Genomic DNA, 26,174 nt, shown 5'->3' with positions numbered 1-26,174 from the left:
CCAAAAATTATTCATCTTCAGTCTATATAAATCCTATTACAACGCTTACCAAATTTTGTCGCGATAATCTCATAAGATATAGTGCCAGCATGTTTTGCAACTTCGTCTATCTTTATATTGTCACCTAATAATTCTACATGTTTAACAGAATTAAACATTTCTTCTGAAAGCTTAGAAGCATCAAACACTACAAGATCCATACTAATTATCCCAACTACAGGCAGATAAGATCCACCTGCATAGCAAAAACCTTTATTACTTAAACCTCTACTATATCCATCTGCATATCCACACGATACTACAAAACACTTAGTTCCAGCTTCTGCTCTATGAGAATTTTTGTAACCGATATATCCACTTCTTTCCAGGACTTTTTTTTGTATTACTCTAGCAGTCGCACTAATTACACCCAACATGGGATTATCACCACCTGAGATCGGGTTAATGCCAAAAAGTGCACAACCAGATCTCACTAAATCAAAGTGATACTCTGCACCTAAAAAGACCCCTGAAGAATTTGCAAAAGAGAATTTTGTATCTTTAAAATATTCTTGATACGACACAAAGAGCTCAAGTTGCTCTCTATTTCTTGGATTATCATTTTCCTCAGCACAAGCAAGATGACTCATTACATATTCAAGCTTTATGCCACTTGGTTTATTCTCCAAAAATTCTAGCAACTCACTGTGATTAACTCCCAGCCTATTTAGACCAGTATCTATATGCAGTATAGCATTCAACCCCTTGTCCAGTACTTTAGCACAATCATCCCAAACAGATACTTGATACATATTATTTAACACAGGAATTAAGCAATGACTCTCACATGCTATAGCTTCTTCCTTGTTGTCAATTCCATGCAATATATAGATATTTGGATTACAATCAACAAGACCTTTTCTCAGAGATATAGCTTCATCCAAAGTTGCTACGAAAAAACTTTTACATCCAACACTTGTAAGTTTTTCAGCTATCTTTATGGCACCCAGCCCATACGCATCTGCTTTCACGACTGCGGCAACATCAGCACCATTCTTTTTTCGCTCAACTGAACATACAATTCTCTCCAAAATTTCAAAATTCCTTGCTACTTTTCTCAGGTCTATCTGTACAGTAATTTTAGGAAAACTAAGCATTTTTTGTGTGTATTGTAACTTATAGATTGTTGCTTTTCAAGTTTGTATAATAAACTACTCCATCCACCAAAAATTGATTTGCACAAACAAATAAATTTTTGTGGAGAAGTGAAATGTGTAAAAATTAGCTCAGGACTTAGCCATGCGCTAATTTTTGGATATATTATTATCATCATGTGCCCTACAAACACTACTTTCACAAAATCCGTAAGGTTTTTGCATTTATTATAACATTTTCTTACGGATTTAAAGCGCTATTTTTGCGCTCCAAGCACCATTTCATACTTATTAATGCTATATTTTATTATCAATAGATATATTATTTCTTGATATACGAGGTAAATGAGATATAAGCATACCGCATGTAAATGAAGAGTTGTTATAAAATTATAATAAAGTTAAAAAGAAGGCACGCTGCATAATATAATCAAAATTATGCTCATTTTTTGCTTCACACACAGAAGTTGAAAGTGGAGTAAGAGAGTATTGAGGATCGTAGGCATTGCCATATAGCCTTGGAATTGGCAGTAATCCTTCTTCTACACCAGTAATTAGTGAAACCAATAAAAATAATACACTGCGGTATATATCTGAGCTCGAAGATGGAAGACGAAACTCAAATCGCCTACTCTGCTTTGGAGAGTCCGGAATCCTAACAAGCGCAGTTCTATTATTTCCACCCCATGCTATATGAGTTGGAGCTAAAAATCCACTGCGAAACCTTTTATATTCTGCTTCAAGGTCTCCTATTAAAAAATAAGTGGCTGCTTTAACATTCTTCAAAATTCCAGCAATAAAGTTCAGCAGCAACTTATTTTTCGCTATTTCTCCTTCGGAAAATAAGTTTATATTATCCTTGATACACATTGCACTAACATGAAAATGCGTAGCAGAACCATAATCATTCTCATATGGCATACCATCAAAAATGGTATTTATACCATATTTTGCGCTCGCACTCTCTATATACGCCTTATACCCTGAAATATGTTGCAGGAATTGCTTTGAAATTCTCTGGTGCGGTACTATAACTTCGTACTGATTCTCTCCTCTTTCTTTTTGACAATTGATACCAGTAGATTGCAGCTCAGCTAAAAAATGTTCAAGATTTTCAGATGAAACATTTAATACATAAAACTCAAGCTCTACGCCAACTTCGAGGTAAATGGCATACCGCCTTTCAATAAAATCGATAAAATGAGGGATTAGAAAATCCTCAAATGAGATATAATTATCATTTAACAGCCAACTATCTGCATTTATGAAAGAGTTGTTACTAATCTCTATTTCTGATTTCTCTAATGCTTGCTTTATGTTCATCAAAAGTCTTAGAAAATACATGTCCACCAGATCCATCAGCAACAAAGTAAAGCGCATCACTTTCAGCTGGATGCATAGCTGCAAGTATAGAAGCTCTACCAGGATTACAAATAGGCATCGGTGGAAGTTCACGAGTTATATATGTATTATACGGCGAATCATATTTTAAGTCATTAAAAGTCAACTTTCGATCAAATACTCCACTACCACCTGTTATGCCGTATATAACAGTAGGATCCGCTTGCAAAGGCATACTTTTTGCCAATCTATTTAGATAAACTCTAGCTATTAATGTTCTCTCACTATCAAGCCCTGTTTCTCTCTCAACTATAGATGCAAGAATCAAAGCATTATCCTTTGTCCCAAGTAATGACCTTGAAAATGCGCTACAACCTTCCCACGCTTCTTCTAAGAATTTTTCCATTTCAAGTGACATCTTTTCAACCATAATATCACTTTCTGTACCATATGTATAAAGATAAGTTCCAGGTAACAATGACCCTTCAACAACTTTAATAGCATCATTAGACTTCTTGATTCCTTCCGCAGCATCCATAAGAAAATTAATCTGTGAAATGGTATACCCTTCAGGTACAGTTAATTTGCGTATAAATACTCTTCCATTAACAATCTTGTCTAAAATCTCTGGCTGAGTCAGATTACCCTCAAACCTATACTCCCCCGCTTGAAGCTTCTTTCCATGCATAATCTGTAAGTACCTTGCCACAATATAAAAAAAGTATCTATTTTTTATGAGCTCTCTTTCTTCAAGCATTGAAGCTATAGCGTAAGTTTTAGTATATGGCTTTATTATAATTTCAACACTCACCCCAGACTCATAATGTAACACTCTTAAATAAAAATTATACACCATATAGCATAACCCAACAACTACACAGAGAAATATAACGGATATTTTACACTTTCTCATTTAAGCTACACAGCAATTATAATTAAAACAAATACAATAAAATTGTCTTTGCCGATATAAAATCCATTTCAAAAACCAAAACAATAGAAAAATCCGCCGTATCATTTATATCTTTCCAGCACATTGCAAATTTAGACGAACAATTCATATTTCTAATAGATATTGTTGCTATAATACATTATTTGCTTTATAAGCTATAAAAATGCGAATCTAGCGATAGAGGCCTGCTAAGCACTCTTTCAATCACAGAATGTGCATCACCACCTTTATAAAGCAATTCATATATGCATTCAACTATAGGCATTTCAATATTGAGTCTCTTTCCAAGATCGTGCAGGCTTTTTGCAGTATAATATCCTTCTACAGTACTTTTTGATACTAGATCTTGTACGCTATTTTTTGTTGTTATGATATCAGAGCCAAATTTTCTATTCCTTGATTCATTACTACCGCATGTCAATACTAAATCACCAACACCTGCAAGTCCATTGAGTGTTTTATACTGCCCACCACGCCTTGTAATGAGCCTTCCTATTTCTACCAAGCCCCTTGCGATAAGTGCAGCATGAGCATTTTGTCCGAAATCCAGTGCTGAAATGACACCTGCTGCTATAGCTATTACATTTTTCGCAGCACCACATATCTGCACACCATATATATCATCTGAGTAATATGGCCTGAATATTTGACTGGAAAATGCATTGATAATTTTAGCTGCTACATCTAACTTTTGGCATGCAATTACCGTTGCTGCTGGCTTTCCAAGCATAACCTCACTTGCAAAATTAGGCCCAGATAGCACAGCAACAGGTGCATTATTAGATACTTCATCACTTATGTCACTCATCAAAGCGCAAGTCTCATTTTCTATACCTTTTGAACAAATCAGCAATGTCTTACAACCAAGATCAACGCTCAGCGATAATTCCGACATTATAGACCGAAAAGCTTGAGCAGGCACTGATATACATATTAAATCCACCTCTCTCAGTGGCAAGAAAGAATCAACAACCTCTATTTTATCTTGATATGGCAGAAGCTTGCTATGCAACTTTTCATAATTTTTTGTATAACAAACTATACTAGCTGCTTTTGGCGCAGCAAGTAAAGAAACAGCAGAACCCCAAGCACCCATACCAATTATTCCTACTCTTGCAAATGCTGAGAAGTTCTCAAGATTTCTTCTGAATTCTATATCATCCATGAAAAGTAATATCTTCTATAATAAATTTTACCTTACTTCTTTCCCAGTCGTCACTCTGAAGAGTACCAACTACATCTAACGTTTTATTTACTGAATTAAGCAATAGCTGCCCATAATCTTTTTCCAAAGCTTTAAAAAATAGACACTTAAGAGTCTTGCGTGAAATTATATCGTCTTGATCTCGAATCAATAATGATATATGCGAAGACCCAAATTGAGTTGCGCGCAACACTATAGCATTCAGTATAGCAAATCTAGGCTGAGGATTACCATTACCAAATGGCTCTGCTTTTTCCAAAATTTCGATAAGATTATCATTGGCAGTATGAACAGTTATGACAGAATCTACTTTAAGCTCAAGTGCTTCTTCAAATAAGTTATCTATATATTTGATAGCCATTATTTTTTTTTGTACGAAATCCTTAAATTCATTAACTTTCGATAAGTCTATTGTGAATCCGCCAGCCATCGCATGCCCGCCACCATCTATCAACATATTCATTTCCTTAGCAGACTGTATAATTAAGCCAAGGTCTATACCATGTATAGACCTTGCAGAACCTTTACCTACTCCACCACTTACAGAAATCACTATTGACGGCTTATTATACTGCTCTTTCATGCGACTTGCTAAGATCCCAAGAACTCCAATATGCCAATTTTCACCCACAGCAAATATTACTGGCAACTCACTAACCTCTAGCTCGATTTGTGAGATTATTTCATCAAGCGCCTGCTTTTCAATCTCCATTCTCTCTTGATTGAGCATATTCAGCTTACTTGCTATATCATGAGCTTCTATAGGGTCTATAGTTGTTAGTAGTGTAGCACCAAGTTCTGGCTTGCTTATCCTACCACCTGCATTTATCCTTGGTCCTATTATGTATCCAAGATGAAAGCTGCGAGGTTTTGCGTCCAACTTTACAACATCAGCAATCATCCTAAGCCCTAAATTATTCCTCTTTGCAATAAGTTGCAATCCTTGAGCAACAAATGCTCTATTTAAACCAGTAAGAGGCATAATATCACAAACTGTACCAAGTGCCACTAGATCTAAATATTGAATTAAATCTGGCTCCTTATTAGTTCCAAACCAGTTTATCTTTCTTAACTTAGTACGCACAGCTATCACAGTCATGAATGTTACAGCAACAGCTGCTATACTTTTGTATGGAAAATCGTCATCTAACCTGTTGGGATTCACAATTGCAAGCGCGTCAGGCAGCTTTCCATCTGCCATGTGATGATCAAGTACAATTACATCAAGACCTATTTTCTTTGCTTCACTCAGCGGCTCAAATGCTGTTGTTCCACAATCAACTGTAATTAAAAGACTTGTACCATTTGCTTTTATCTGTTGGATAGCACCTATGCTGGGACCATACCCTTCATTGATTCTGTGCGGAATATATATGTCAGGTGAAATTCCACACTCACAGAGAAACTTCTTAAGCAATGCAGATGAGGTTGCACCGTCTACGTCATAATCTGCAAAAATGGTTACCTTCTCTTGATTCTGTATTGCAGAAATTATACGATCTGCTGCAATATCTATGTCTTTCAGAAGAAATGGATCTGGAAGTGAGTCTTTCACTTTAGGAATAAGAAATTTAGCAGCCATATCTGGATCAGAATAACCACGATTTACAAGCACTCTAGATAGCACCTCATGAATACCAAGCACTTGGCAAAGATAAAGCACTTTTCGCTCATCTGCTTCAAGCACACACCATGAGAGCTTTCTTAAAGAAGGCCTCAATTCTAAACCTAATCTTCTACTATCCATTGTTATATAAACTGCAGCTCCGTGTTTTGACTAATAACCACTGCTTGCATAAAGCACAAAAAATAATTCTGCTATGTATTGCATTAATAAATGCTTGCACAACAAAGTAATCACTTGCATTAGTCACTTTTAACTAGTCAATCCTTCAAAAATCTATTAGCCGCCCAAATAAATGTTTGCGGAAAGTTGAACGTACAAAAATTAGCTTTTAGGCACAACCCCGCGCTAATTTTCAGACACTTATACAAACCCTCACAAATAATAGCATACATGTGGGAGTTGCTATAATTTGTCCGATGCTTACAAATATTACTTTAGGCACTGCCAGTAAAGTCACTTTCGCAGACTCCTTTAACCTGATTTTCAAGTATTACTTCGTTTATTTCTTCACAAAATATTTGATGCAGAAATTCAACTGGGACCCTAAAAATCATGCCATTAAATTCACACGCGCGCACTTATGAAGGTAGTATCTAACAAAATCCATAAGGTTTTTGGCAATTTTGCCACTTTTTCTGCTAGACTTTCGGCGCATTATAATTGCTTGCATGCCAACATAAAGACTCCACCTTCAAGAGTTATGATACGAGCAACTAACTAACAACTATTCCTTTTAAAGCATTTTATAAAATCACTACATCTTTTCTTTTTATAATACGAAGCATTAGCTTCACTTTGATAATCATCACCTGAGCAAAACTTTACATTATCCTGCTCTAATACTTCACCGTCACAATTATAATTATTTGTGCATAACCTTGCAAGACAATCAATAAATTTTTTATTTGTTTGCAACGCAGACACCCTAAAATAGTGCTCAATTCCTAATTTACTTGCAAGCTTCTTATATTCTATATCAAGCTCAACCAATGTCTCAATATGCTCAGAAACAAACGCTATAGGGACTATGACAACTGGACATTTCTCACTCGCAGCAGCAATGATTTCAGATTCTGTAGATGGCGACAACCATTTCATTGGCCCAACCTTGCTCTGGTAACATACTCTATAGTCTATACTTCCAAAATGCTCTTTTAGCTTCTTAACTATTAACTTAGTTGTTTCCTCCACTTGGAATTGATATGAGTCACCTGAATCTATTATGCTCTGTGGCAAACTATGACCAGAAAATAATATACGCGGTCTTCCATACTTTATAGCTTCATTATATTCTTGCAATATAAGTTCTGTGTGTGCTTCTATAAATTTCTCATTATTATAATAGCAGCATATGTAGTGACTCTCTACATTTTCTAGTTTTGTACCGCGTATAATTTTCTTCCAAGCGTTAAATGATGATCCAGTTGTTGTAGTTGAAAATTGAGGGTATAGCGGCAATAGTATGATTTTCTCTGGAGAGAAATTAAGCACATCATGCACTACACTCTCAATAAAAGGATGCCAATATCGCATCCCTATGAATACTTTATACGTATTATGGTACTGTCCTTGCTTTGAAAATTCCATTACATTTTCTATGATATCTTTAGACATCACAGATACACCAGTATTTATGTTCTCTTCAAATATCATGTCAGCATAAGAGCAACAATAATCAGATCTTTTAGTAGCGTTAAGCAAATCCTCTAAAGCATCCGCTTGCTTTATAGTATGTGAAAGTAGAGGGGAACTACCACCAATTTTCATATATGCTTTTATAGCATTTACTTCACGCTTATATGATATGAATTTCGCAAGCAAGAACCTGAAGGGATTTGACATTCTAATGATTGCGCGATCATAGAATAAATTAAATAAAAATGGCTTTATAGCGTCTCTACTACTCGGCCCTCCTAAATTAAATAATACAACAGCTATTTTTTTATCCATGTATACCGCGTAGGGAAATGAAGAGTTGGTATTTAACTTGCATACATATGAAGTTAGACTTCAAAATTGACATATGTAGAATGCTCTTTATGTATTTTGTATATACACATAAGTTGTAGAAGTCAAGATTTGATCTTACAGACAGTTATCAATTACTACCGGCTAAAGCGCGGTAGTTTGTGTAACGCTTGCAAAGCAGATTAAAAGCGTAAACGCTAAAACTCTGATATTCTAAAATCATCTTTTTTGTGATGTTCCTCATGCTGTTCTATATATTTTTGCACTTCTTCTGAATTCACATTGCCAACTGTCACAACAAAATACCCTCTGGCCCAAAGATGTTGTCCACAATACCGCTTACGGAGCAGTGCAAATTCCTGTAGCAACTTACGACTACTTATACCTTTAATATATTGCACAGCTTTAGATATTGATATACTAGGCGGAACCAATGCTAATATATGTACGTGATCAGGACTCATACTGCCACTAATTATATTTATGTAATTAGCAGCACATATTTCTCGGATTACTTCCCTAGTTCTAATCGCAACTTGCCCAGTTAAAACTCTATACCTATACTTAGTACAAAATACTATATGATACTTTAGGTCATATAGGCTGTGGGATCATCTCCTATATTCCATTCGTCCTCCCTTAGCACATTTCCTAGATAACTAATACTAAAGTGTTCGCCTAAAGGCGAGGGTCTTAACCATATCACATATAACTACATAAAGTAGCAACAAGCATTTTAGATTTGTTTCCAAACCTTAACCGAGCAAGTAAAATAATCAGAGATATCCAAGTTTGAAGGTAAGTAGTCAAATTCCTGCGCTTCTTAGAGTTATGAGGCAGGCGACCTGGTAAGCATTATAGCACTGTTAATAGTTTATAAAAAGTATTGTCACTTCAAATGCTTTGAATTTAGATTCTACATTATCCTGATTTTCACTCAGCAAAAAATCAAACTAGCAAGAGAAGCACTGATAATACCTACAATCACTGAGTTATCCCTACACAATATTTATGCTTTGTGTTATAATGCGAAGATTGTAATACATATTGCATAGCTATATTGTTAGACTTATCCACAAAAATTGGAGCTTTAGTATTTAGCGTTATGTTATATTTACCATCTTCTGAAAGCTGAGGTGTAGCTACCAATAATACTTGTAAATTGATGATTTTTACATTCATAACTTCCGCTATAAATTCAATATCTGAAACGCTCATGACAGAGTTAAAAGGATTCAACTGCAACACTAAAAAAGCTATTCTAGAGTTTTCAACACTCTGTAAAACCTTAAAATTTGCTAAATTTCTATATGGTACATGTGAAAGCACATAACTATGATAACCACTAAAACCTATCAATCCAGATGGAATCAGAAGTGATTGACGCGTACTAGAACCTGGACACGCTCCAGCAAATCCCTCTGAAATTGAACCAGCATATGAGCCAGTATATGTTCTGCAATTTCCATCCATATCAGTACTTTTCATACATATACCCCTCAAGTATTATGACATTGAAGCCAAATTATTAATAAAATTATTCTCTAATTTATGAGAAAGCATATATATATTCGATAGTGCATTTAGCTGCTCATAATATGCCATTAAAAATCTATGTAGATCTATTTGATCATACGTCATTAAATCGTTAAGCGATCCTTCTGTTTCACTCAACATTCTCTTGTTTTCTCCTTTATCTATCTCAATATGCTGTAAAATCATTGCAATATCTGAAATCGAACCGCCTAGCGACTTCACAGCCTCATCACCAACTTTTTCAGCGTGTTCCATACGCGCGATATATTTATACTCATCTATATATTCATCATCCTTCATGCCATTTTCCTGAGGATCTATACCACTTTCCTTTATTTGATTAAACTTATTAAACTTCTTTTCAGCGTCTATGCAATAATGTAATGCAGCAATTGCCTTGCGCACACCAGGATCTGCAGCATTAAAATTCAATTTTATGCTATTAGAATTGCCAATTGTATATGAGATAGCAGGATTAGTATCACCATTATAGTACACGCTAGTAACAGTATCATCAGCTAACATCCCACTTTCAGATGAGATAATATTACTGTTTTTCACTATTTCACCAACAGGAGTAGAATCAGACCTAGCACCACCAAATATATACTCACCATTACTATGTTTTGCATTTAGAGATTCTTCGATCCGCCCTAAGTAATATTCCATCTGTTTTATGCGCTCCTCACGGTCTTTCCAAGACAAACCGAGCGACTTATATTGCATAGACTCCACAGCCTTTTCCACATTCTCTCTTATACCATTTACTATATCGTGCATCATTCCAACATTTTCAGATAGCATCTCAAGTGACGAAGTATGTTGCTTATAATTTGCAGCTAATTGCTGCTTATGTAACGCCTTCCCTACTTCATCACTTTGCATATTATGCCAACCACCTGCAGCTTTTGAGCCTTCTTTGGAAGATAACGTTATACCTTCATATTCTTTTTTCATATTTTTAAAAGCACTAGAATAACTAGCACCAATTCCTATAGTTGAACTACCTATCGGATTACCACCAAAACTCATAAAAACACCTCTTTTATAGAAATTAGAATATTTATAAGTAAAGTAAGCTATCTTTTTTAATCAACGTTCATGCATAATAATAAAAATCTATACAGAGACGCTAGATATTACTCTTATTATATTATCCATAACCTGAATGGATTTCTGAGTAGCAGACAGTTGAAAAGACATCACTTGAGCCTCCTCCATTATCTTGATCATCTCAGTTTCCTTGCTTATACCACTTTTCTCATGCAAAGCTGATCTTAGGTTTACCTCTCTATTATCACTCTCTATCTTCTTAGCAGCATACCTAGATGCTTTGCTTGCTACTGAAACAACAACTTGCTGCGAATATTCTAAAAGACTGGCATACAAAACATCACCGTCACTTTGTGACACAAATTCAACACGTGTATCAATAGCTTTTGCAATCTCATGCACATTATGACTATCACCTGTGCTCACTGAATAAAGTGGAGTAGATGTTGTTGCCTCATCCTTATTTCCATGCTCAACAAATTTTTCCAGCTTCGCTCCTGAAAAAAAAGCATGATTTCTTGCAATATCATCTCTCACTTTGATGTTTAGCGCTGTATTCCTCACGGCATGCCAAAGGGCTATATCACTATCACCTCTCACTAGAAGATCATTCAAACCAAAAAATCCACTTAGTCCAAGGCCTTGTAAAGTCTTTCCATTGCCACTTACTCCACTGAGTGAGCTACTATCTTGATATATAGCAAAACGCCACTTATCACTTCCAGACTTCAGAGTCAATCGTCCATTTTGTGTTGTGTCATTATCTGCGAGCGCAGCATTATTTTTATCTATCAAAGAGGCTATCACCCCTTCCTTGCCAAGCAATGGTGGAGCAACGCGTGAACCTGGCCCATAAGGCCCTGACATACTATCAATAGAAAATTTAAACTCATTTAACCCGCTTAGCCCTAGATTATATGAAGATGGATCATTTATCTTATACGTCAAAGTTCTAGTTATTGACTCATCACCCTCATTGACCTCAACATCAATGGCCACTTCATAAGGATAATCTAAAGAAGTCGGCACAAATGATGCAGCAAGTTCTATCCTGTGAGGACCTCCTTTTTCAGCCACGTGCTTCTTAGAATCGAAATTAACAGGTATACTAACACCAAGAGAATTTTTCACAGTGCAGCCTTTAATTTCAAAACCGATATCAGCTAGTGAATAATTACTTAACTCAATTCCTAAGGAAAAAGTGGAGCCGACCTGCATATCTTGATTCTTTGAATACAACTTGACGTCAGAAAGAACATTATTACTCACGCCAAGCTCAGCCCTTTTGTTGCCAGATAGCTCATCTCCAAAATACCTATTGATAATATTCATTATATCTTGCACGCGCAGCTGCCCTATGCCCTGTCCAAAATCCAACTTATCAAAGTCTATAATAAGTGGAGGAATAAATGTATCACCATTACTCCGCATCTCCTTTAAAGGCAGACCATCTAAACCAACAAGTGCCATAATTGCTTTACCAGAAGCAGTTATCACATCTCCTACGCTCATAAGTCTTGTTGATGTCAGCTCTGGTGCTGGCAGATAACCTGTCCCTTTATTGTGCGCGCTATTCACAAGATTTTGAGAGTTATATGCTAGCTGATCCAACTGATCTATCAACCTTGGAAGCTCTTTATGTATCATTTCAATCTTTGTAGCTATAATACCACCCTTAACATGACTTATTACACTTGCACTTGTTCCACCGGATACTATATCACTAGCAGGAAGCGTAAATCCTCTATGCATAACTTTCTCTAAAGTAACAGGAGAAAATTCTTTATCATCTATAATATGCTGTACTGATTTCATGCTCTGGTAGCCTAAATAATATGAGATATCTAGAGAAAATAGATCGGAATTACTCTGATCTGTAACCAACTGAGCTGATGGTATATTATCTTGATCAGTATAGACCTTAATTGGTATATACTTAGAAAGCCTATCGAAAGCTTCAGCAATATCGTTCTTCAGATTTGCAGATTCCACATCACTACCAGACAGCATTAAACTCTCTCTCATATGTTTTATGCTTTCTATTTCATCGTTTGCAGCTTTTATATCATTTACAATACTTTGATCTAATTCGAAACGTATGTCGTATAGCGCTTTAGATTTCTCTTTGATCGCAAATGAGAATTTGTCTAACGAATTTAATACTTTTTCTCTTAGTACTTGTTCTGTAGGTTGAGCTTCTAAGCTTCTGATCGATGTAAAAAGCTCACCAAATAATACCTGTAAACTTTTACCATCTCCATCTCTAGCTATTATAGGACTAATTCTCTCTTGAAAAAGCTCAGATAATAAACCAAGACTCTTGGATTCAGAATTGGCAGATAACACATCTTGTTGCAAAAACTCGTTTAACACCGAATTCACAGATGCAACTATACTGGAAGTTCCAGCAACTCTCTTCTCCTGAATATCCATTCTACCGCGACTTGTGCTCTTAGAATAAGCAATATTCTGCTGCCTGACATCTGACTCTTTTTGATTTACTCCAACTGCATTAATAAAAGAATTCCCAATTACGCTCATATCAAACCTACTAAGAAAAATAAAAGTTAAACACTCTCACTCATCACCACATATCCTTGATTCTCGCTTCCGCTCACATGCTTGCCTTTTGCTTTATAATTTATATTGTTTCGAGGGCTACTCTTTGCTAAGACTTCTTGTACAGCTTTCAGCATCATTTCATTTATATATATCTTGCTTTCTAGAACAGACTTCACAGTGTTAATATTTTTTTGTAGCTCTATAGCAAGCTCCTTTATTTCAGCACAGCGCGTCTTACCTATATTCTCATGCAAGCTACCACGTTCTAAAAGACCACTTAGAAGAGCACTCTGCGCATCTAGAAATTTCAGCACTCCATTCTTCTTATTTTGTACAGCTATCACTTCATTAATTCTATTCTGAATCAAAAGATCATATTCAACTTTCAGCAGACTGATCAGATGCCTCATGGCTTTTTCCAGCATCTTATCACCTACTACATTACCTCTAATAGAATCTATATCTTTCATAACTAACACAAATACTAAGTTTACAAGTTAATTATTTTCATCCTTTAGCTCTTAAAGAAGCTTCATTATAATGCTGAACGGACAACTGTTTTTCTATAGCATTTGTAAGAATTCCGCCGCTATCTACTATATGTTGGCTCATTATATCCACATGCATTTTACTCACAAAGCTTTGCAAAGCAGGATCCTCATCTCCCATACCTTCACTCTTCCAAGCGCGCTCTAAAAACATAGAAAGAAACACCTTATCCAAAGACTTTGCTGCTTCACGTACACCACTTTCGCCAAGCGAGCTTTCTTTCGAATTACTATCAATTGCAGCGATTCCAACAGTCATAATATCACTCATAATCTACCTCACCTCTATAGTAGCTTGCAAGGCACCTGCCTGTTGCATGGATTTTAATATCGCAACAAGATCTTGCGTCTTAACAGCTAGTGCATTTAACCCCTTCACCAAATCACTCAAGCTAGTAGCCTCTTCCATTACAGCAAGTTTCGTGCCAGGCATAATAGCTTCTTCATCTTTTTTATTAATTATTAGACTGAGAAGTCGTTCATCATCCTGCACTTTAACAATCAAATTACCTTGAGAAATTGCAACTGAACTAATTCTGACATTATCGCTAATAACTATGGTGCCGCTTGCTTCATCTATGACAACTTTTGCAATACTTTCCGGTTCCACCTCTAAATTTTCTATATCCGCAAGAAGTCCAAGCACATTGTTTAGATATTCGACTGGAACAACAACTTTGACTGTTCCTGGATCGGTCGCAGTAGACAAATTTTCACCAAGCGAGTTATTTATAGCTGTTGATATTATCCTTGCTGTTGTTACATCAGGATTCCTCAGAGCTAGTCTGACTTCTCCTAGAGAATTCAGTGAGAAGTCCAGCTCACGCTCTACTATAGCGCCGCTATTTACATAGCCAGACGTTGGAGTAAACTTTGACTTACTAACCACTGGATCAAAATCAGTTGGTGTACCAAGACTCACAGTTCCTTGAGCAACTGCATAAACATTACCATCTGCGCCAAGTAAAGGAGTAGCAACAAGAGTACCACCTCTTAAACTCTTTGCATCACCAAGCGTACTAATATTCACAGAGATTCTACTTCCAGTTCTGGAAAATGGTGGAAGGCTTGCCGTCACCATTACTGCCGCGATGTTTCTAGTCTTAAGATTTGCTCCTCTAGTATTAATTCCAAGCTTCTCTAAAAAATCAACAAACCCCTTCTCAGTGAACGCTGAATTCCTCAAATTGTCTCCAGTACCGTTTAATCCAACAACCAATCCATATCCAACAAGCACATTGTCCCGAATTCCCTCAAAAGCGACTATATCTTTTATCTTAGCTGCTTCCGTAGAGCGGTATGAAAAACAGAGGAACATAGAAAGCATCGCAGCAAAGATTATGAATCTTGACATAAATCTCCGAATAAACATACTGAGCATAACAACCTTAAATAATGAACAATCTTCATCTTATGCATTATTTAGATAAATGATCAAGCTCAACTTACAAAAAACAGCGGTGAAGTCTTGCAAAACAAAAGTTGTAAAAAGAATATATTCTGGTTATTAATAAGTGTATGTATACTTCTAATAAATAAAGGGTTGATTTACCGTATCGCCACTTTAGTAGTGGCTTGCAACATATCTACTCTACCAAAATAGTTGGATTTTATATTTCGAAAGCTTTAGAAAGACTGTTACTGACTTAATTTTCGCACATATTTAGACGAGGCACCAATTATAAATTTTGCAACTTGTGTTATTTTAATACATCCTTAAAATGTAACTTTGTACAATCTATGATATCAAAATTTGATACCTAGTAATGTAATTAAGCCAAAAGTGTAGAGTTCCTTTAACGGGAAAATAATTTGTTTATTTAGTAAACAAATTATGAAATTATCTTACTTAGAATGTGAAAAGTAAGTGTGAAGACGATACTCCAGAATGGACTATCATTTTCCATGTGGTTATATCTATATACTCTGCTCATTCCAACCAACATGGAAAAACTAATTATGGGTGAGGCAAGGGCTTATGAATGATATCATAAAACGCGTGATAGGATTTGATGCTTATGGATATATTAGTAAAGCAATAAAAAACGGAGACATCCAAAACATTGATGTATGGTTAAATTCGCCATCACCAACAGGGTATAAAGGAACACAAGATCTTCAAGAAGCTGCAAAACGAGTAGACGAATCTCTACTGGATCTAGCATTTGCAACACAAAATAAAGAGATAATTCAAAGAATACTCAAGAGTGAATGTGCAAACCTGCATTCAGTAAATAAGAAGGATTCGCATAACGCCCTTGCAAATATACTATTGCAAGAAAAGCAAGAAGATAGAGAGGAATTTTTTCAAATTATTAAAGATAAGCTAAACGAAAGAGATTATATTAACCTTCTTGCAGCAAATAAAGTGACAGATTTGCTTCCTAGATTGTTTAAGTTAGCAGGTGGTATTGATCCAAAAATAGCTCAAGCAATGTTTGAAAAAGCTGTAAGAGATGGATATCAAAAATCTGCGCTTCTACTATTTAACCAATTTCCAGAAATCGATTTGTCTTTTAAAACAGACATAAAAATGAGAGCCACAAGTCTGTATGATGATAATATTGATGAAAAGAACATAAGCCCGTTAAAAAATCTGATTTATAAGATTCAAAACTATAGCATATTCCACAAAGATGATAATGACGATCAAGCAGAAATAAGAAGTTTGTTACTTACACTTTTAAAGAATGGTGATCTTAATAAACTAGCAAGCAATTTGCTATATGATTTATTTGCAGGTAGCGAAACATCATCAGACCTTGAGCTTATTGAATCTTTATTAAACAATAAAACATATACCTTAGCACAATATGACGCCAAAGAAGCACTAGAAACTATAGCTGCTTTTAACGAAATTCCAGATACAGCAACAATATTGATACGTTATGTATTGCAGAGGTGGAGTAAAGATAATTTCGATGACCTAAGGTCAATCTCAAAACCTCTAATGACTATTTTATCAAAGATGAAAGAAGATAAAATGCGAGAAATCCTCTCCATTGTTCTCAAAAAAGATTTAACAACGCAATTTATATCGATCAAGGATTATCATAGTCTCTTTATAAAGTTCATAGAACAACATGGAAACAAAAAATCTTTTATACAAGCGCCACTAAAATACGCAAAAACCATCATGGCACACTGCTTCTGGCGACAAAATTTGAACTCTGAAGAACATAATGAAGACAAATTTGACAAAAAGCAGATAAATTTATTATGGCAAAAGTTTCAAAGTACAGAAGATAAAGAGATTCTAAAAGCAGCGCTTAAAGCAGAAGTGATAAATCTAGATGATATATCCATGCAAGACAAAGGTTTGATCAATTCTTTCACAGCGCCACTTTTAAAAATATTCAATTTAAAAGGATCGCTTAATCAGGACGCAGCTTTGTTCAAAGCACTTGCAAAATTTCAAGATCTAAACCTAATAAAGAGGTTAATACGCACAAAAGGATTCAAGATAAGCGATGAAAATCAATTTGCAGGTGAGCTTTTACAGACTACAGATGAAATTTTTCATGCATCAATAACGGAATTACATAAGAAGAACATGCTAAGTGAGAAATTGATTACAGCGCTTGTACAAAAAATATCCTTACAATCTACACCAGCATATAAAAAGCATGAAATACTGTTTAATGTAGAATCTCAGCTTACAATAAAAGCATTGCAGAAAAAAACAAAGCAATTCACATCAGACTTGCTAGAACTATATAAAAATGGCTGCTCTATTGAGTATATTCAAATGATTGCAAATCTAAACACCGATATTAAACCAGTTGACAAGAATGACAACACGCTACTACATGCTACCGCTGTTTGCGGGATAATGGAAGATGTAAGAGATGCACTACAATGCACTGCAAAACAAATTAATACTAAAAATAATCAAGGTTTTACTCCGCTCATGTTGCTTTGCGGTTCAAACACAGAAAATAAATTAGAAATTGCAAAGTGCATAATTAATCATGCAGATTTTAATTGGGCAAAAGAACTTCATCAAACACAAATCAATCACCTCTTGCTGGCATACCTTGCAGATAAAGATGGTTTTATAAGCTCTGGCATAGCTGAGTATTTACTCAGCATCCCAGAAGTTGCTACAGAAAAAAATATAAGAGATTTACTTTTAGTTGCGCTTACGGATAACAAGGCAAGCTTAATATTTCCAAACGATGCAACTATAGATGCTATATTGAACAAAGTAAGAAACAGCAAAAATTTTTTAAAAGATGCAATTGCCTCAAACAATCGAGACATGAGAAGACAAGAGATCGTCCATCGCATCATAAAGGAAACAACAATTGATAAGCAAGAGTTATATGATGTGATGTTTGATACATACACAATATACATGCGTCACAAATTGAACAATAATACAAATTCATCATCAGACAAAATATCAAATTTAGTTCAAATAGCACAAAAGCCTGAGATAGACGTTAACATTCAAAGAGAAGAACGTATTATCGCACCAGGCAAAGAAAAATCTAGATCGTACGCTCATACTTCTATCTTGGGAATGGTATGTGCGCATGGTGCAAGTGATGTTGTAATGGGTCTTATAAAACTCAAAAACATAAATTTAAATTGTGGAATAACAACAAATGGCGATCAAATCTCCGAAATACCACCTATTATGATGGCATATAATGCTTTAAGAAATAATCAAGAGGATACAACAAAAGGCGCAACAGATGCCAAAAAAGATATAAAAGATCTCAATAAGCCCTATATCGATATCATACAAGTTTTGCTAGAAAAAGATGGTGTAGATTTATCAAAAGAGTTCTCACACCATGACGTAGGAAATATCAGCATTGCTGAGGTCTTATATAATGATCCAATATTGAGTCAACATGAATCTATTGGATCTATCAGAAAAAATATTATAAACAATATATGTAAATCCAAATACCCTTCACATATTAAAGATCGCCTCTTAATGCTAGCTTGTGCAGCAGGAGATTGTGCTTCTGTGCAAACATTACTAGATAATAATAATGCATCACCACTTGCAAAGAATGAATACGGATGTCATTCACTAGCAATCGCAGCAATGAATTTTGCAAAAGACCCTGAACAATATATCAAAGTAATAAAACAACTAACCGGGAAAGTGAGGATAGAAGAATACAAAATTAACGAGAAAGATAAAACAGGCGCTAGCACAGCACATTATATTGCAGCTCACTGTGACGGTCAAACAGTCAAACAGATTCTAGAAGGTATAAATGATTTTCAAGACGATTCTAAGCTCTTGATGTCTGCATATTCTGGAGGCAATGCAGACGTAATTGAGTATGTCTCTGGCATTACACAAATTAGCGATGAAATGCTTAAAACACTTACAAATTATGACGGCAATACAGCTCTTCATTATAGTGCAGCTTCAATGAAACCTGGAATTGATAACATACTCAAAATTCTTATAGAAAAAGGTCTAGATGTCAATGCAAGCAACAAGCATGGAATCACTCCATTAATGCTGGCTATAGCAAGTCAAGACTTAAGTAAAATTGACGCTCTGCTCGCAAGAAAAGAATTAGATCTAAATGCATGTGAAAAAAACGGCAGCACACCATTGATGATTGCATGCGCGCTCGGTAACCGCGAAGTTATAAGACGTATACTGAATGATCCAAGAGTCAATGTAAATCAAACTAATAGTTCCGGCATGAGCGCCCTCATGATCACAGCTTACAAAGATTGGACTCAGCAATTCAGTAGTATAAAAGATGCCACCACTGCACTAGAAAATCCTACAGAAAAGCTTATATGGCGATGTGATAAACAAATTGCAGCTGAATTAATAAGACGGGGCGCAGACCCATTATTCGGTAAAAACAGCGAAGCTTTTACCACTAAAATGCTGCTTATCATGATGAAAACAAGTCTTTTAACCCTAGCAAACCACTTTTTACTTATGTTCAATCCTATATTACAAAGGATTGGTTCGGCTGGTATCGCTTGGAATACAGCAACAGAAGTCGGAAATACTTTTGGCGATCTGATTACTAAAACAATAGCAAAATACGTAACAGACAATAAGATAGACTTAAATGGCTTTCCAATCATAGGTAATTATCATATAGATAAATTTGGAAGAGTAATTGCAGGCGATGCACTGAAAAATGCGATAAATAAAGCACCTCAGTATGAAAACGGGAAACAAAGTATTGCAACTGCAAGTGACCTTGAAAATGTTTTGAAAAATGCAAATATAAACAATGCAGCAAAATGGCAAATACACAATGATTTACTGTATAAATACCAACACATTCAAAATGTTCTACAAAATAGCAATCTTCTTCCATGGACTAGGAGAGGCCTTGAAAGAGTAGCAGATGAAATAGTGCGAGCTGACAGAAGCTTAACGTTCAATGTCACTACCGAAACACTAGGTAAAATGCAAGTTAAAGACTTTCGAGACAACTTTAAAGATGTCTGTAAAAGCATTAATGATCAAAATAGATATGTTACAATTGACTTGATGCTAAAAGATGATGCTATAGATTTGACAAAAGGTACAAAGGAAGGCTTTAAGAGTTTACTTCAAAAAATAGCAGGTGGAGAGATAATAGCAGATACAAAGATAATGCATAATGCTCAAGCTTTCCTGGATGAATATAAAAAAGAGATAGATTACAAAACACATATCAGTTTGCTTGCAGCTTTCAAGCTACAAATAAAGGATTTGCTCAAAAAAATTATACCAGGGATTAAGCCAAGCAAACAATTGCTGCAAAATGCAATAGCATCTACAGAAGAAAGACGCAGAATATTGGAAAAATTTGAAGGAAATAGAAATAATACAATCCAAATAGCGCAAACGGAAGAGCCCAATATGAAATCTCTTCAAGCACATGATAAAGAAGAAGGAACATTCAGCAAAATTGTCAGTTACTTTAATTATTTGTGTGGCAGCAATACAGAAAAAGAAGAAGTTGCCGAAAAAATAGCATATTCTGCCGGAATGCTTGCAAACATTGGTGCACGCCTTGCTACTTTCACTACAATGGAAAAAGATTTAACACTTAGTGTTGCATCACCTCTTTTGTATTATGGGACAACATCTACAGCGCTTTCTCTTGCAGGTGTTGGCGGCGGCATAGCAGCAGCTTACGGACTATATAAGGGAGCAAAATGGCTTACTGACAGCAGTATATCTGAACAACAACAAAATATCGATGTAGCAGATGACTGCAGCACAAAAGCAAATGCAACATTCCAAGTTAATCAATCCATTACTAAGCAATATGCAACTCGCAAATTTAGAATGTATAAATTAGGAGCTACTTTTGATGACGAAAACGTTAGCGAATCTGATTTATATTATTTAGATATGTTGTCAGGCAATACTCAAGAACAAATGACAAGTATGGCATTTAAAGATAAACTTCTTGCTGAACAACAAGGATTTATACAACAATCTATATGATCAACTCAATTTATGCATAAATTAAGATCATAACGAAATTTAAACTCTTATAATTTTTTCTTATCATGATTATATCAAGAGGTTTTATGCCAGAGAATCACATAGCACAAAATAAGCAAGTAAAAGAACAACACAGCGGTGCAATAACAAACAAAGCATTAGATGCTCTTGATAGCTTACTTGTAAAAAATGGGTATATAGCTAGAAACATCTTACAAGATGCAGCTCAGTTTTATCATGAAAGACAAGAAGGTAATACATTAAAGTCCATGTTCAGTGCTTTAAAAGTACTTCTTGAGTTTTGTACATTTGCTATTATGCATCCTATACATACTTTTGAACTAATTAAGCTCGGCAAGACCTTATCAGACCCTAACAATACAAAAGAATTTCTATCTAGCGAGAAGACGCAAAAAATACTTCAAGAATTCTTGAGTGATGCAAAAAATAAAGACGCAGTTGACAATATCACAAACGTATTTTCAGGACTAGTACAAGATACAAAAGAAGCTCTAAAAGATGGTGGATTTGCACTGTTATCTATTCTCGCTAACGCGCAGAACTTTGGGAAATTTATGAATATTGCCAAAGACTCCGTTGCTGGAAAATTAGATCCTATGGCTAGAGCAGAAGATGTTCTAGAGATGATGAAAGATGATAAAGAAATGACAGCTTTTTTAAAGAAGCATAATGCAAGAATAGGACAGTTTATTGTAGACACAGCTAAAGGCGATGGTACGAAAGAAATGTTAAAGAAGTTTGGCCTTGATGTCGATTTTGGAGCTGATGGAAAAAGAGATGTTCTATTGCAACATGCTGGAGCATTTGTAAAAGATCCTGGAGAGTTACATGAGTTTGTTAGAAGACTCAATAAAGAAGGGCTATTTAGCTGGGCTACCCAGGGTGTAAAAATTATAAACAGTGATACCAAGCTCAAAGAACACGTACAAAATCATCCTGAATCTATCACGAATACAGCAAAAGCTGTTAGCACTGAAGTTTTTGGCGTCAGTGAAGCAATGAAAAAATTTCATTGTAATCCTGAAATCATGGATGTCATCACACCAGCGCTCAAAGACGCTGAAAAAGCGCAAGCAATCTTAGATGGTCTGAACAGTGGCAAAATAGATGAAGTTGCACACAATACACTTGAAGTGTTAAAAGATAATAAAGATTTGAGTAAGTTTTTTAGCGAAAAAGGACAGCATTTTGTTCCGCTTACAGCTGCTATAATTAGCATGCCAACTACAAGCGAGCCTATGCAAAAAATACAAAGATATTGCGCAGGAGATGATCATAAAAACGCGATTGATGCAATAATAAAATGTTTCGCTCAAGATGATGAAGCAAAAAAACGCATCTTAACAGAACATCAAGACACACTGGTTCCGTTATTTTCACATATAGCAAGAAGACATGCTTATGCTGAAGAGAACGCAGAACTTTTAAAAACAAATAATCAAAAGCCAGAAAATATTATACAAGATGATCTTGGTTTTATTCTGTCTTTAAAGGATAATGCGAAATATATAGCACTTATAGAAGAATTCAACACCTCTATACTTAAAAAACAGACCGAATCAGCAAATTCGGAACAGAAAAAGATCGAACCACAAGATAAAGTTAAAGATTTCTTGAAATATACCCAGAAAACGCTAGAAAATAATGCAGAACTAAGAAGCACGCTTGCAGCATATGATCAGTCTTTGGAAACAAAATTAAACAAATTAGCTAGTCCTATAGCATCAATCTCTCAAGAAATACTTGGCAATCAAGAAGTCACCAAGAAACTTTCAAATGCTTTATCTACATATAAAGAGACACCAAAAATGGCTGCACTTGGTGCCACATGCGCCTCCACTCTTTTTAATAGCCCTCAGGTGATTAACTCTATTACAAGCAACTTAGATGACTTCAAAGGCATTGCAGCAGAATTCAGCCCACAAATTAATGAAACCATCGATAAATTCAAAGCAAGAGAAATAGTAGACATTGTACTAGCCAATCCTCAAATGCTCTCTCCTTTCATTCTTTTAACAATGAATATATCAGAGAATCCTGAAATCAGCGAAGCAGTACAAAATGCCACTTCTAATATGACACCAGAATCTATGGTAAAACTTGTAGAGCTTGCTTTCTCTGAAATCTCTAAAAATCTACCAATACAAAAAGGTATATCTAAAAATGCAGAAAATTACTCAACAATCACCAAACTTGCTTTAGGCAGTAATCCAATAATACAAGAAGTTTTTAACAACCTTGATCCTGCGAAACTTTTTGCATTTATGGGTGATTCTCCAAAGTCTTTCGTGAATTTAATGAATCCTCTCGGCGAGATGGCGAAACTCTACGAAACATATCAAAACCCAAGTAACGATCAGGAGAAGAAAGAAGCGCTGCAGAAACTAATTTTTAAGACTGCAGATCTTCTAGATATCATACAAAAAGATCAAAAAATGATGGAGTTCGTAAGAGAGAACAAATCTAATATAAAACAGATCATTGTTGAATTTGTTCCAAGCGCTGATATTGCAAATACAACAATTACGCAAGCACTGGAAAATCCTGGAGACTTTTCAAACACATTGAGAACGGTTGGAGAAGGAGGATTAAGTTATGCAAAACTCCTTATAGATCCGAATGTATGGTCAGCGATAGGCAATACTGTCAGCACGCGCGTAGGTAAAGCGTTCTTGGGGAATTATATAAATATAAATGCCGGCGATGAAGAATTACTAAAAGTTGTAACAGATTCATTTAATTCAGGTGTTGACGGAAAAGATATCAGGAAAACACTTGGAGAAAATATTCAAAAAGCTAATCTTGGTGCTAAGCATGCAATAAAAGATATTCAAAAAATATATTTCAATGGCGCAACGCAGGAGTGGGCTCAAGTACGATATGGAATCCAAGACTTAGAGCTATCTAAGATCAATTTACAAAACACAGAATTTAATGGGGCATCGCTCAATAACGTCAAATTCACTGAAGGCTCATTAGACAAAATCACGTTTAAAAATAACAAAGGCAACAACTTAAGTTTAGTAGCACAGCTGAATGGCGTTGTTTTTGAGAATCCAGATATACCACATATTAATTGCAGTGGCGCTGCAGTCAATGATTTACAATTCAAAGGTGGAAAATTGTCAGAATTGGATCTAAGCAAATCTACTGTCAAGAGTATAAAATTAGAAGGAACTGAAATCACTGAACAGGTAGTAAATTCGCTATCAACAGCACAAAAAAGTCAAGGTGCTCAAATTGAAACTACCAACCTTAAACTTACTGGAGAATATAAGAACCTTGATTTCTCTGGAATGAGTATGAAAGACGCTGATTTTTCTAAAATGAAATTAGCAGATGATGCAGTATTAGACCTTACAGGCACTGAATTGGAAGGCGCCACGATTCCTATGGAATTCTTGAAGCGTGCCAAGGGTCTAAACCCAGAGAAACTAAAATCTGTTAAAGATGAAAACTATAACGATATTTCTAAAGATGTTATTTTAGAAATTATAGACAATCAAAGGAATAAAGCATTACAAGCTATTGTTACAAATGTTCAAAAGAAAGTAAAAAATGATGAGACTGAGTTCGAGAAGGATTATGCAAAAATAGAACCAAAAAATAACTTAGGTGATGTAGATTTACAATCTCATATCAATAAGTTACCAGATCGCGTTAAGAATGCTATAAACGCAGCAGTTCATGCTAATCAGAGAGAAATTGAGCAAGAGAAATTAGAATTCGCTCCACAAGTTGGAGCTTGGTGGGAATCAGCATATCCGAAGCAATTATCTGATTCGCAGTATTATATCTATGCTTTAGAAAAAGCAGTACAAAAATCAGCTAGCGCTCCCAGTGAGCTTGATACAAATATTCAACGTGCGACTGCCGCAGTTATGATAGCAAATGAAGTGGCAGGACGTCTCTTTCCAGGCGATGATACGCAGATTAAATACAAGATGCATATGATAAACTTCTTAGAAAATTTAGCGTCCAAGGATGCTAAAATAGCCGAGCAATTTTCTCAAATATTTACAGAATATAAAGGCGAAATCAAAGCATCTGAAAAGCTTAGCGACGTATGTGATTTGCTTGAAACAGAATATGGTAAGTTAGTACAAACTGCTATAATACAACGCACTCAATATATACCAGATTTAGCGCTAGATGATAATCTAGCAGAAAAACTTTCTAACAAACTTTCTACGGCACTTACGCTAGGGAAGATAAACATCGTAATAATCGATCAGTTAGCTGATCAAGTAGCTGAGCAACTTTTCCAAACAGGGAAAGATAGCACGAGATCTGAAGATAAAAGCATGATTGCTGATCACTTAAAGGGTATTTTTGCTAATATGCTGAATGATCCACAGCTTAAGAAACAACATAAGACTTTAGGAGATGTGAATATAGAAAATCTGATTGGAAGAGTGACATTTGGAATGATAGGCGGAGTTCGTGAGAAATCAGGCCTTGCTGGACTATACTATGATCAAACAAAATATACCAAAAGTGGCATGTTAAGTGGAGGCATACACCTACCTCCAGAGGCGTTAAATAATGAATTCACACAAAAAGTTAGTGATTATATTGTAAGTAATGTAAAAAAAGAAGAACCTGTTTTGGCCCATCATACTAAAGATGAACGCATTTCACATAATACAAAAGAAGAAAAAGCTGTTGTTGGACATTACACCGAAGAGGAAGTAATGCGTAAACATAATGACCATGCCACTGTTCGGCATCACTAACAGCATCAATAGATATAGTCAAGGAAATATATAATATCTCCAACTTCCT

At 35.4% G+C, this 26,174-nt stretch carries 14 protein-coding genes and 1 pseudogene; 2 read left to right on the top strand and 13 right to left on the bottom strand.

The window, feature by feature from the left end; translation table 11 throughout:
* Window positions 1-17: 17 nt before the first annotated feature.
* The 13 genes and pseudogenes from alr to AACK98_RS02230 all read right to left on the bottom strand — a co-directional run bounded on the left by alr (window position 18) and on the right by AACK98_RS02230 (window position 15,278).
* Window positions 18-1,136 carry an alanine racemase gene (gene alr / locus AACK98_RS02290; protein WP_339041988.1) on the bottom strand — a complete coding sequence of 373 codons (1,119 nt, stop codon included), beginning with the start codon at window positions 1,134-1,136 and terminating at the stop codon, window positions 18-20.
* A gap of 387 nt (window positions 1,137-1,523) precedes the next feature.
* Window positions 1,524-2,456 (bottom strand): hypothetical protein, encoded by a 933-nt coding sequence (locus tag AACK98_RS02285; protein ID WP_339042532.1) that lies wholly within the window; start codon window positions 2,454-2,456, stop codon window positions 1,524-1,526.
* Complete coding sequence (gene mltG, locus AACK98_RS02280) at window positions 2,413-3,231, bottom strand: endolytic transglycosylase MltG (protein ID WP_339042530.1); 819 nt, start codon at window positions 3,229-3,231, stop codon at window positions 2,413-2,415. Before mltG ends, AACK98_RS02285 begins: the two co-directional genes overlap by 44 nt.
* 343 nt (window positions 3,232-3,574) lie before the next feature.
* The gene (locus AACK98_RS02275; protein WP_339041986.1) at window positions 3,575-4,591 is read right to left on the bottom strand and encodes an NAD(P)H-dependent glycerol-3-phosphate dehydrogenase; all 1,017 of its coding nucleotides are present in this window, start codon (window positions 4,589-4,591) and stop codon (window positions 3,575-3,577) included.
* Complete coding sequence (gene recJ / locus AACK98_RS02270) at window positions 4,584-6,317, bottom strand: single-stranded-DNA-specific exonuclease RecJ (protein WP_339041984.1); 1,734 nt, start codon at window positions 6,315-6,317, stop codon at window positions 4,584-4,586. The genes AACK98_RS02275 and recJ overlap by 8 nt, the downstream gene beginning before the upstream one ends.
* A 657-nt stretch (window positions 6,318-6,974) precedes the next feature.
* Entirely contained in the window at window positions 6,975-8,207 is a 1,233-nt protein-coding gene (gene hemH, locus AACK98_RS02265; protein ID WP_339041982.1) for a ferrochelatase, read from the bottom strand.
* Window positions 8,208-8,422: 215 nt separating this feature from the next.
* Window positions 8,423-8,824 (bottom strand): annotated as a pseudogene (gene tnpA, locus AACK98_RS02260) (IS200/IS605 family transposase); the annotation flags it as partial.
* Between the two features lie 385 nt (window positions 8,825-9,209).
* A complete protein-coding gene (gene fliW / locus AACK98_RS02255) occupies window positions 9,210-9,713 on the bottom strand; it encodes a flagellar assembly protein FliW (RefSeq protein ID WP_339041980.1) in 504 nt (167 codons plus the stop codon).
* 18 nt (window positions 9,714-9,731) lie between these two features.
* Window positions 9,732-10,793 carry a hypothetical protein gene (locus tag AACK98_RS02250; RefSeq protein WP_339041978.1) on the bottom strand — a complete coding sequence of 354 codons (1,062 nt, stop codon included), beginning with the start codon at window positions 10,791-10,793 and terminating at the stop codon, window positions 9,732-9,734.
* 87 nt (window positions 10,794-10,880) lie between these two features.
* On the bottom strand, window positions 10,881-13,355 hold the full coding sequence (locus tag AACK98_RS02245; RefSeq protein WP_339041976.1) for a FlgK family flagellar hook-associated protein: 2,475 nt from the start codon (window positions 13,353-13,355) through the stop codon (window positions 10,881-10,883).
* Window positions 13,356-13,381: 26 nt separating this feature from the next.
* On the bottom strand, window positions 13,382-13,846 hold the full coding sequence (locus tag AACK98_RS02240) for a hypothetical protein (protein ID WP_339041974.1): 465 nt from the start codon (window positions 13,844-13,846) through the stop codon (window positions 13,382-13,384).
* 37 nt (window positions 13,847-13,883) lie between these two features.
* Window positions 13,884-14,195 (bottom strand): hypothetical protein, encoded by a 312-nt coding sequence (locus tag AACK98_RS02235; RefSeq protein ID WP_339041972.1) that lies wholly within the window; start codon window positions 14,193-14,195, stop codon window positions 13,884-13,886.
* A 3-nt stretch (window positions 14,196-14,198) separates the two neighbouring features.
* The gene (locus AACK98_RS02230; protein WP_339041970.1) at window positions 14,199-15,278 is read right to left on the bottom strand and encodes a flagellar basal body P-ring protein FlgI; all 1,080 of its coding nucleotides are present in this window, start codon (window positions 15,276-15,278) and stop codon (window positions 14,199-14,201) included.
* Between the two features lie 624 nt (window positions 15,279-15,902).
* Between AACK98_RS02230 and AACK98_RS02225 the strand changes: the two genes are divergently transcribed.
* Together AACK98_RS02225 and AACK98_RS02220 are read left to right on the top strand one after the other, a co-directional pair.
* On the top strand, window positions 15,903-21,368 hold the full coding sequence (locus AACK98_RS02225) for an ankyrin repeat domain-containing protein (protein ID WP_339041968.1): 5,466 nt from the start codon (window positions 15,903-15,905) through the stop codon (window positions 21,366-21,368).
* An 86-nt stretch (window positions 21,369-21,454) separates the two neighbouring features.
* Window positions 21,455-26,125: a hypothetical protein gene (locus AACK98_RS02220; RefSeq protein WP_339041966.1), complete on the top strand. Its 4,671-nt coding sequence runs from the start codon at window positions 21,455-21,457 to the stop codon at window positions 26,123-26,125.
* Window positions 26,126-26,174 lie beyond the last annotated feature (49 nt).

This window comes from Candidatus Lariskella endosymbiont of Hedychridium roseum, from assembly GCF_964020185.1.
GTDB lineage: Bacteria > Pseudomonadota > Alphaproteobacteria > Rickettsiales > Midichloriaceae > Lariskella.
Note: the sequence above shows the minus strand (reverse complement) of the source record. Positions and strands in the feature narration are given on the sequence as shown.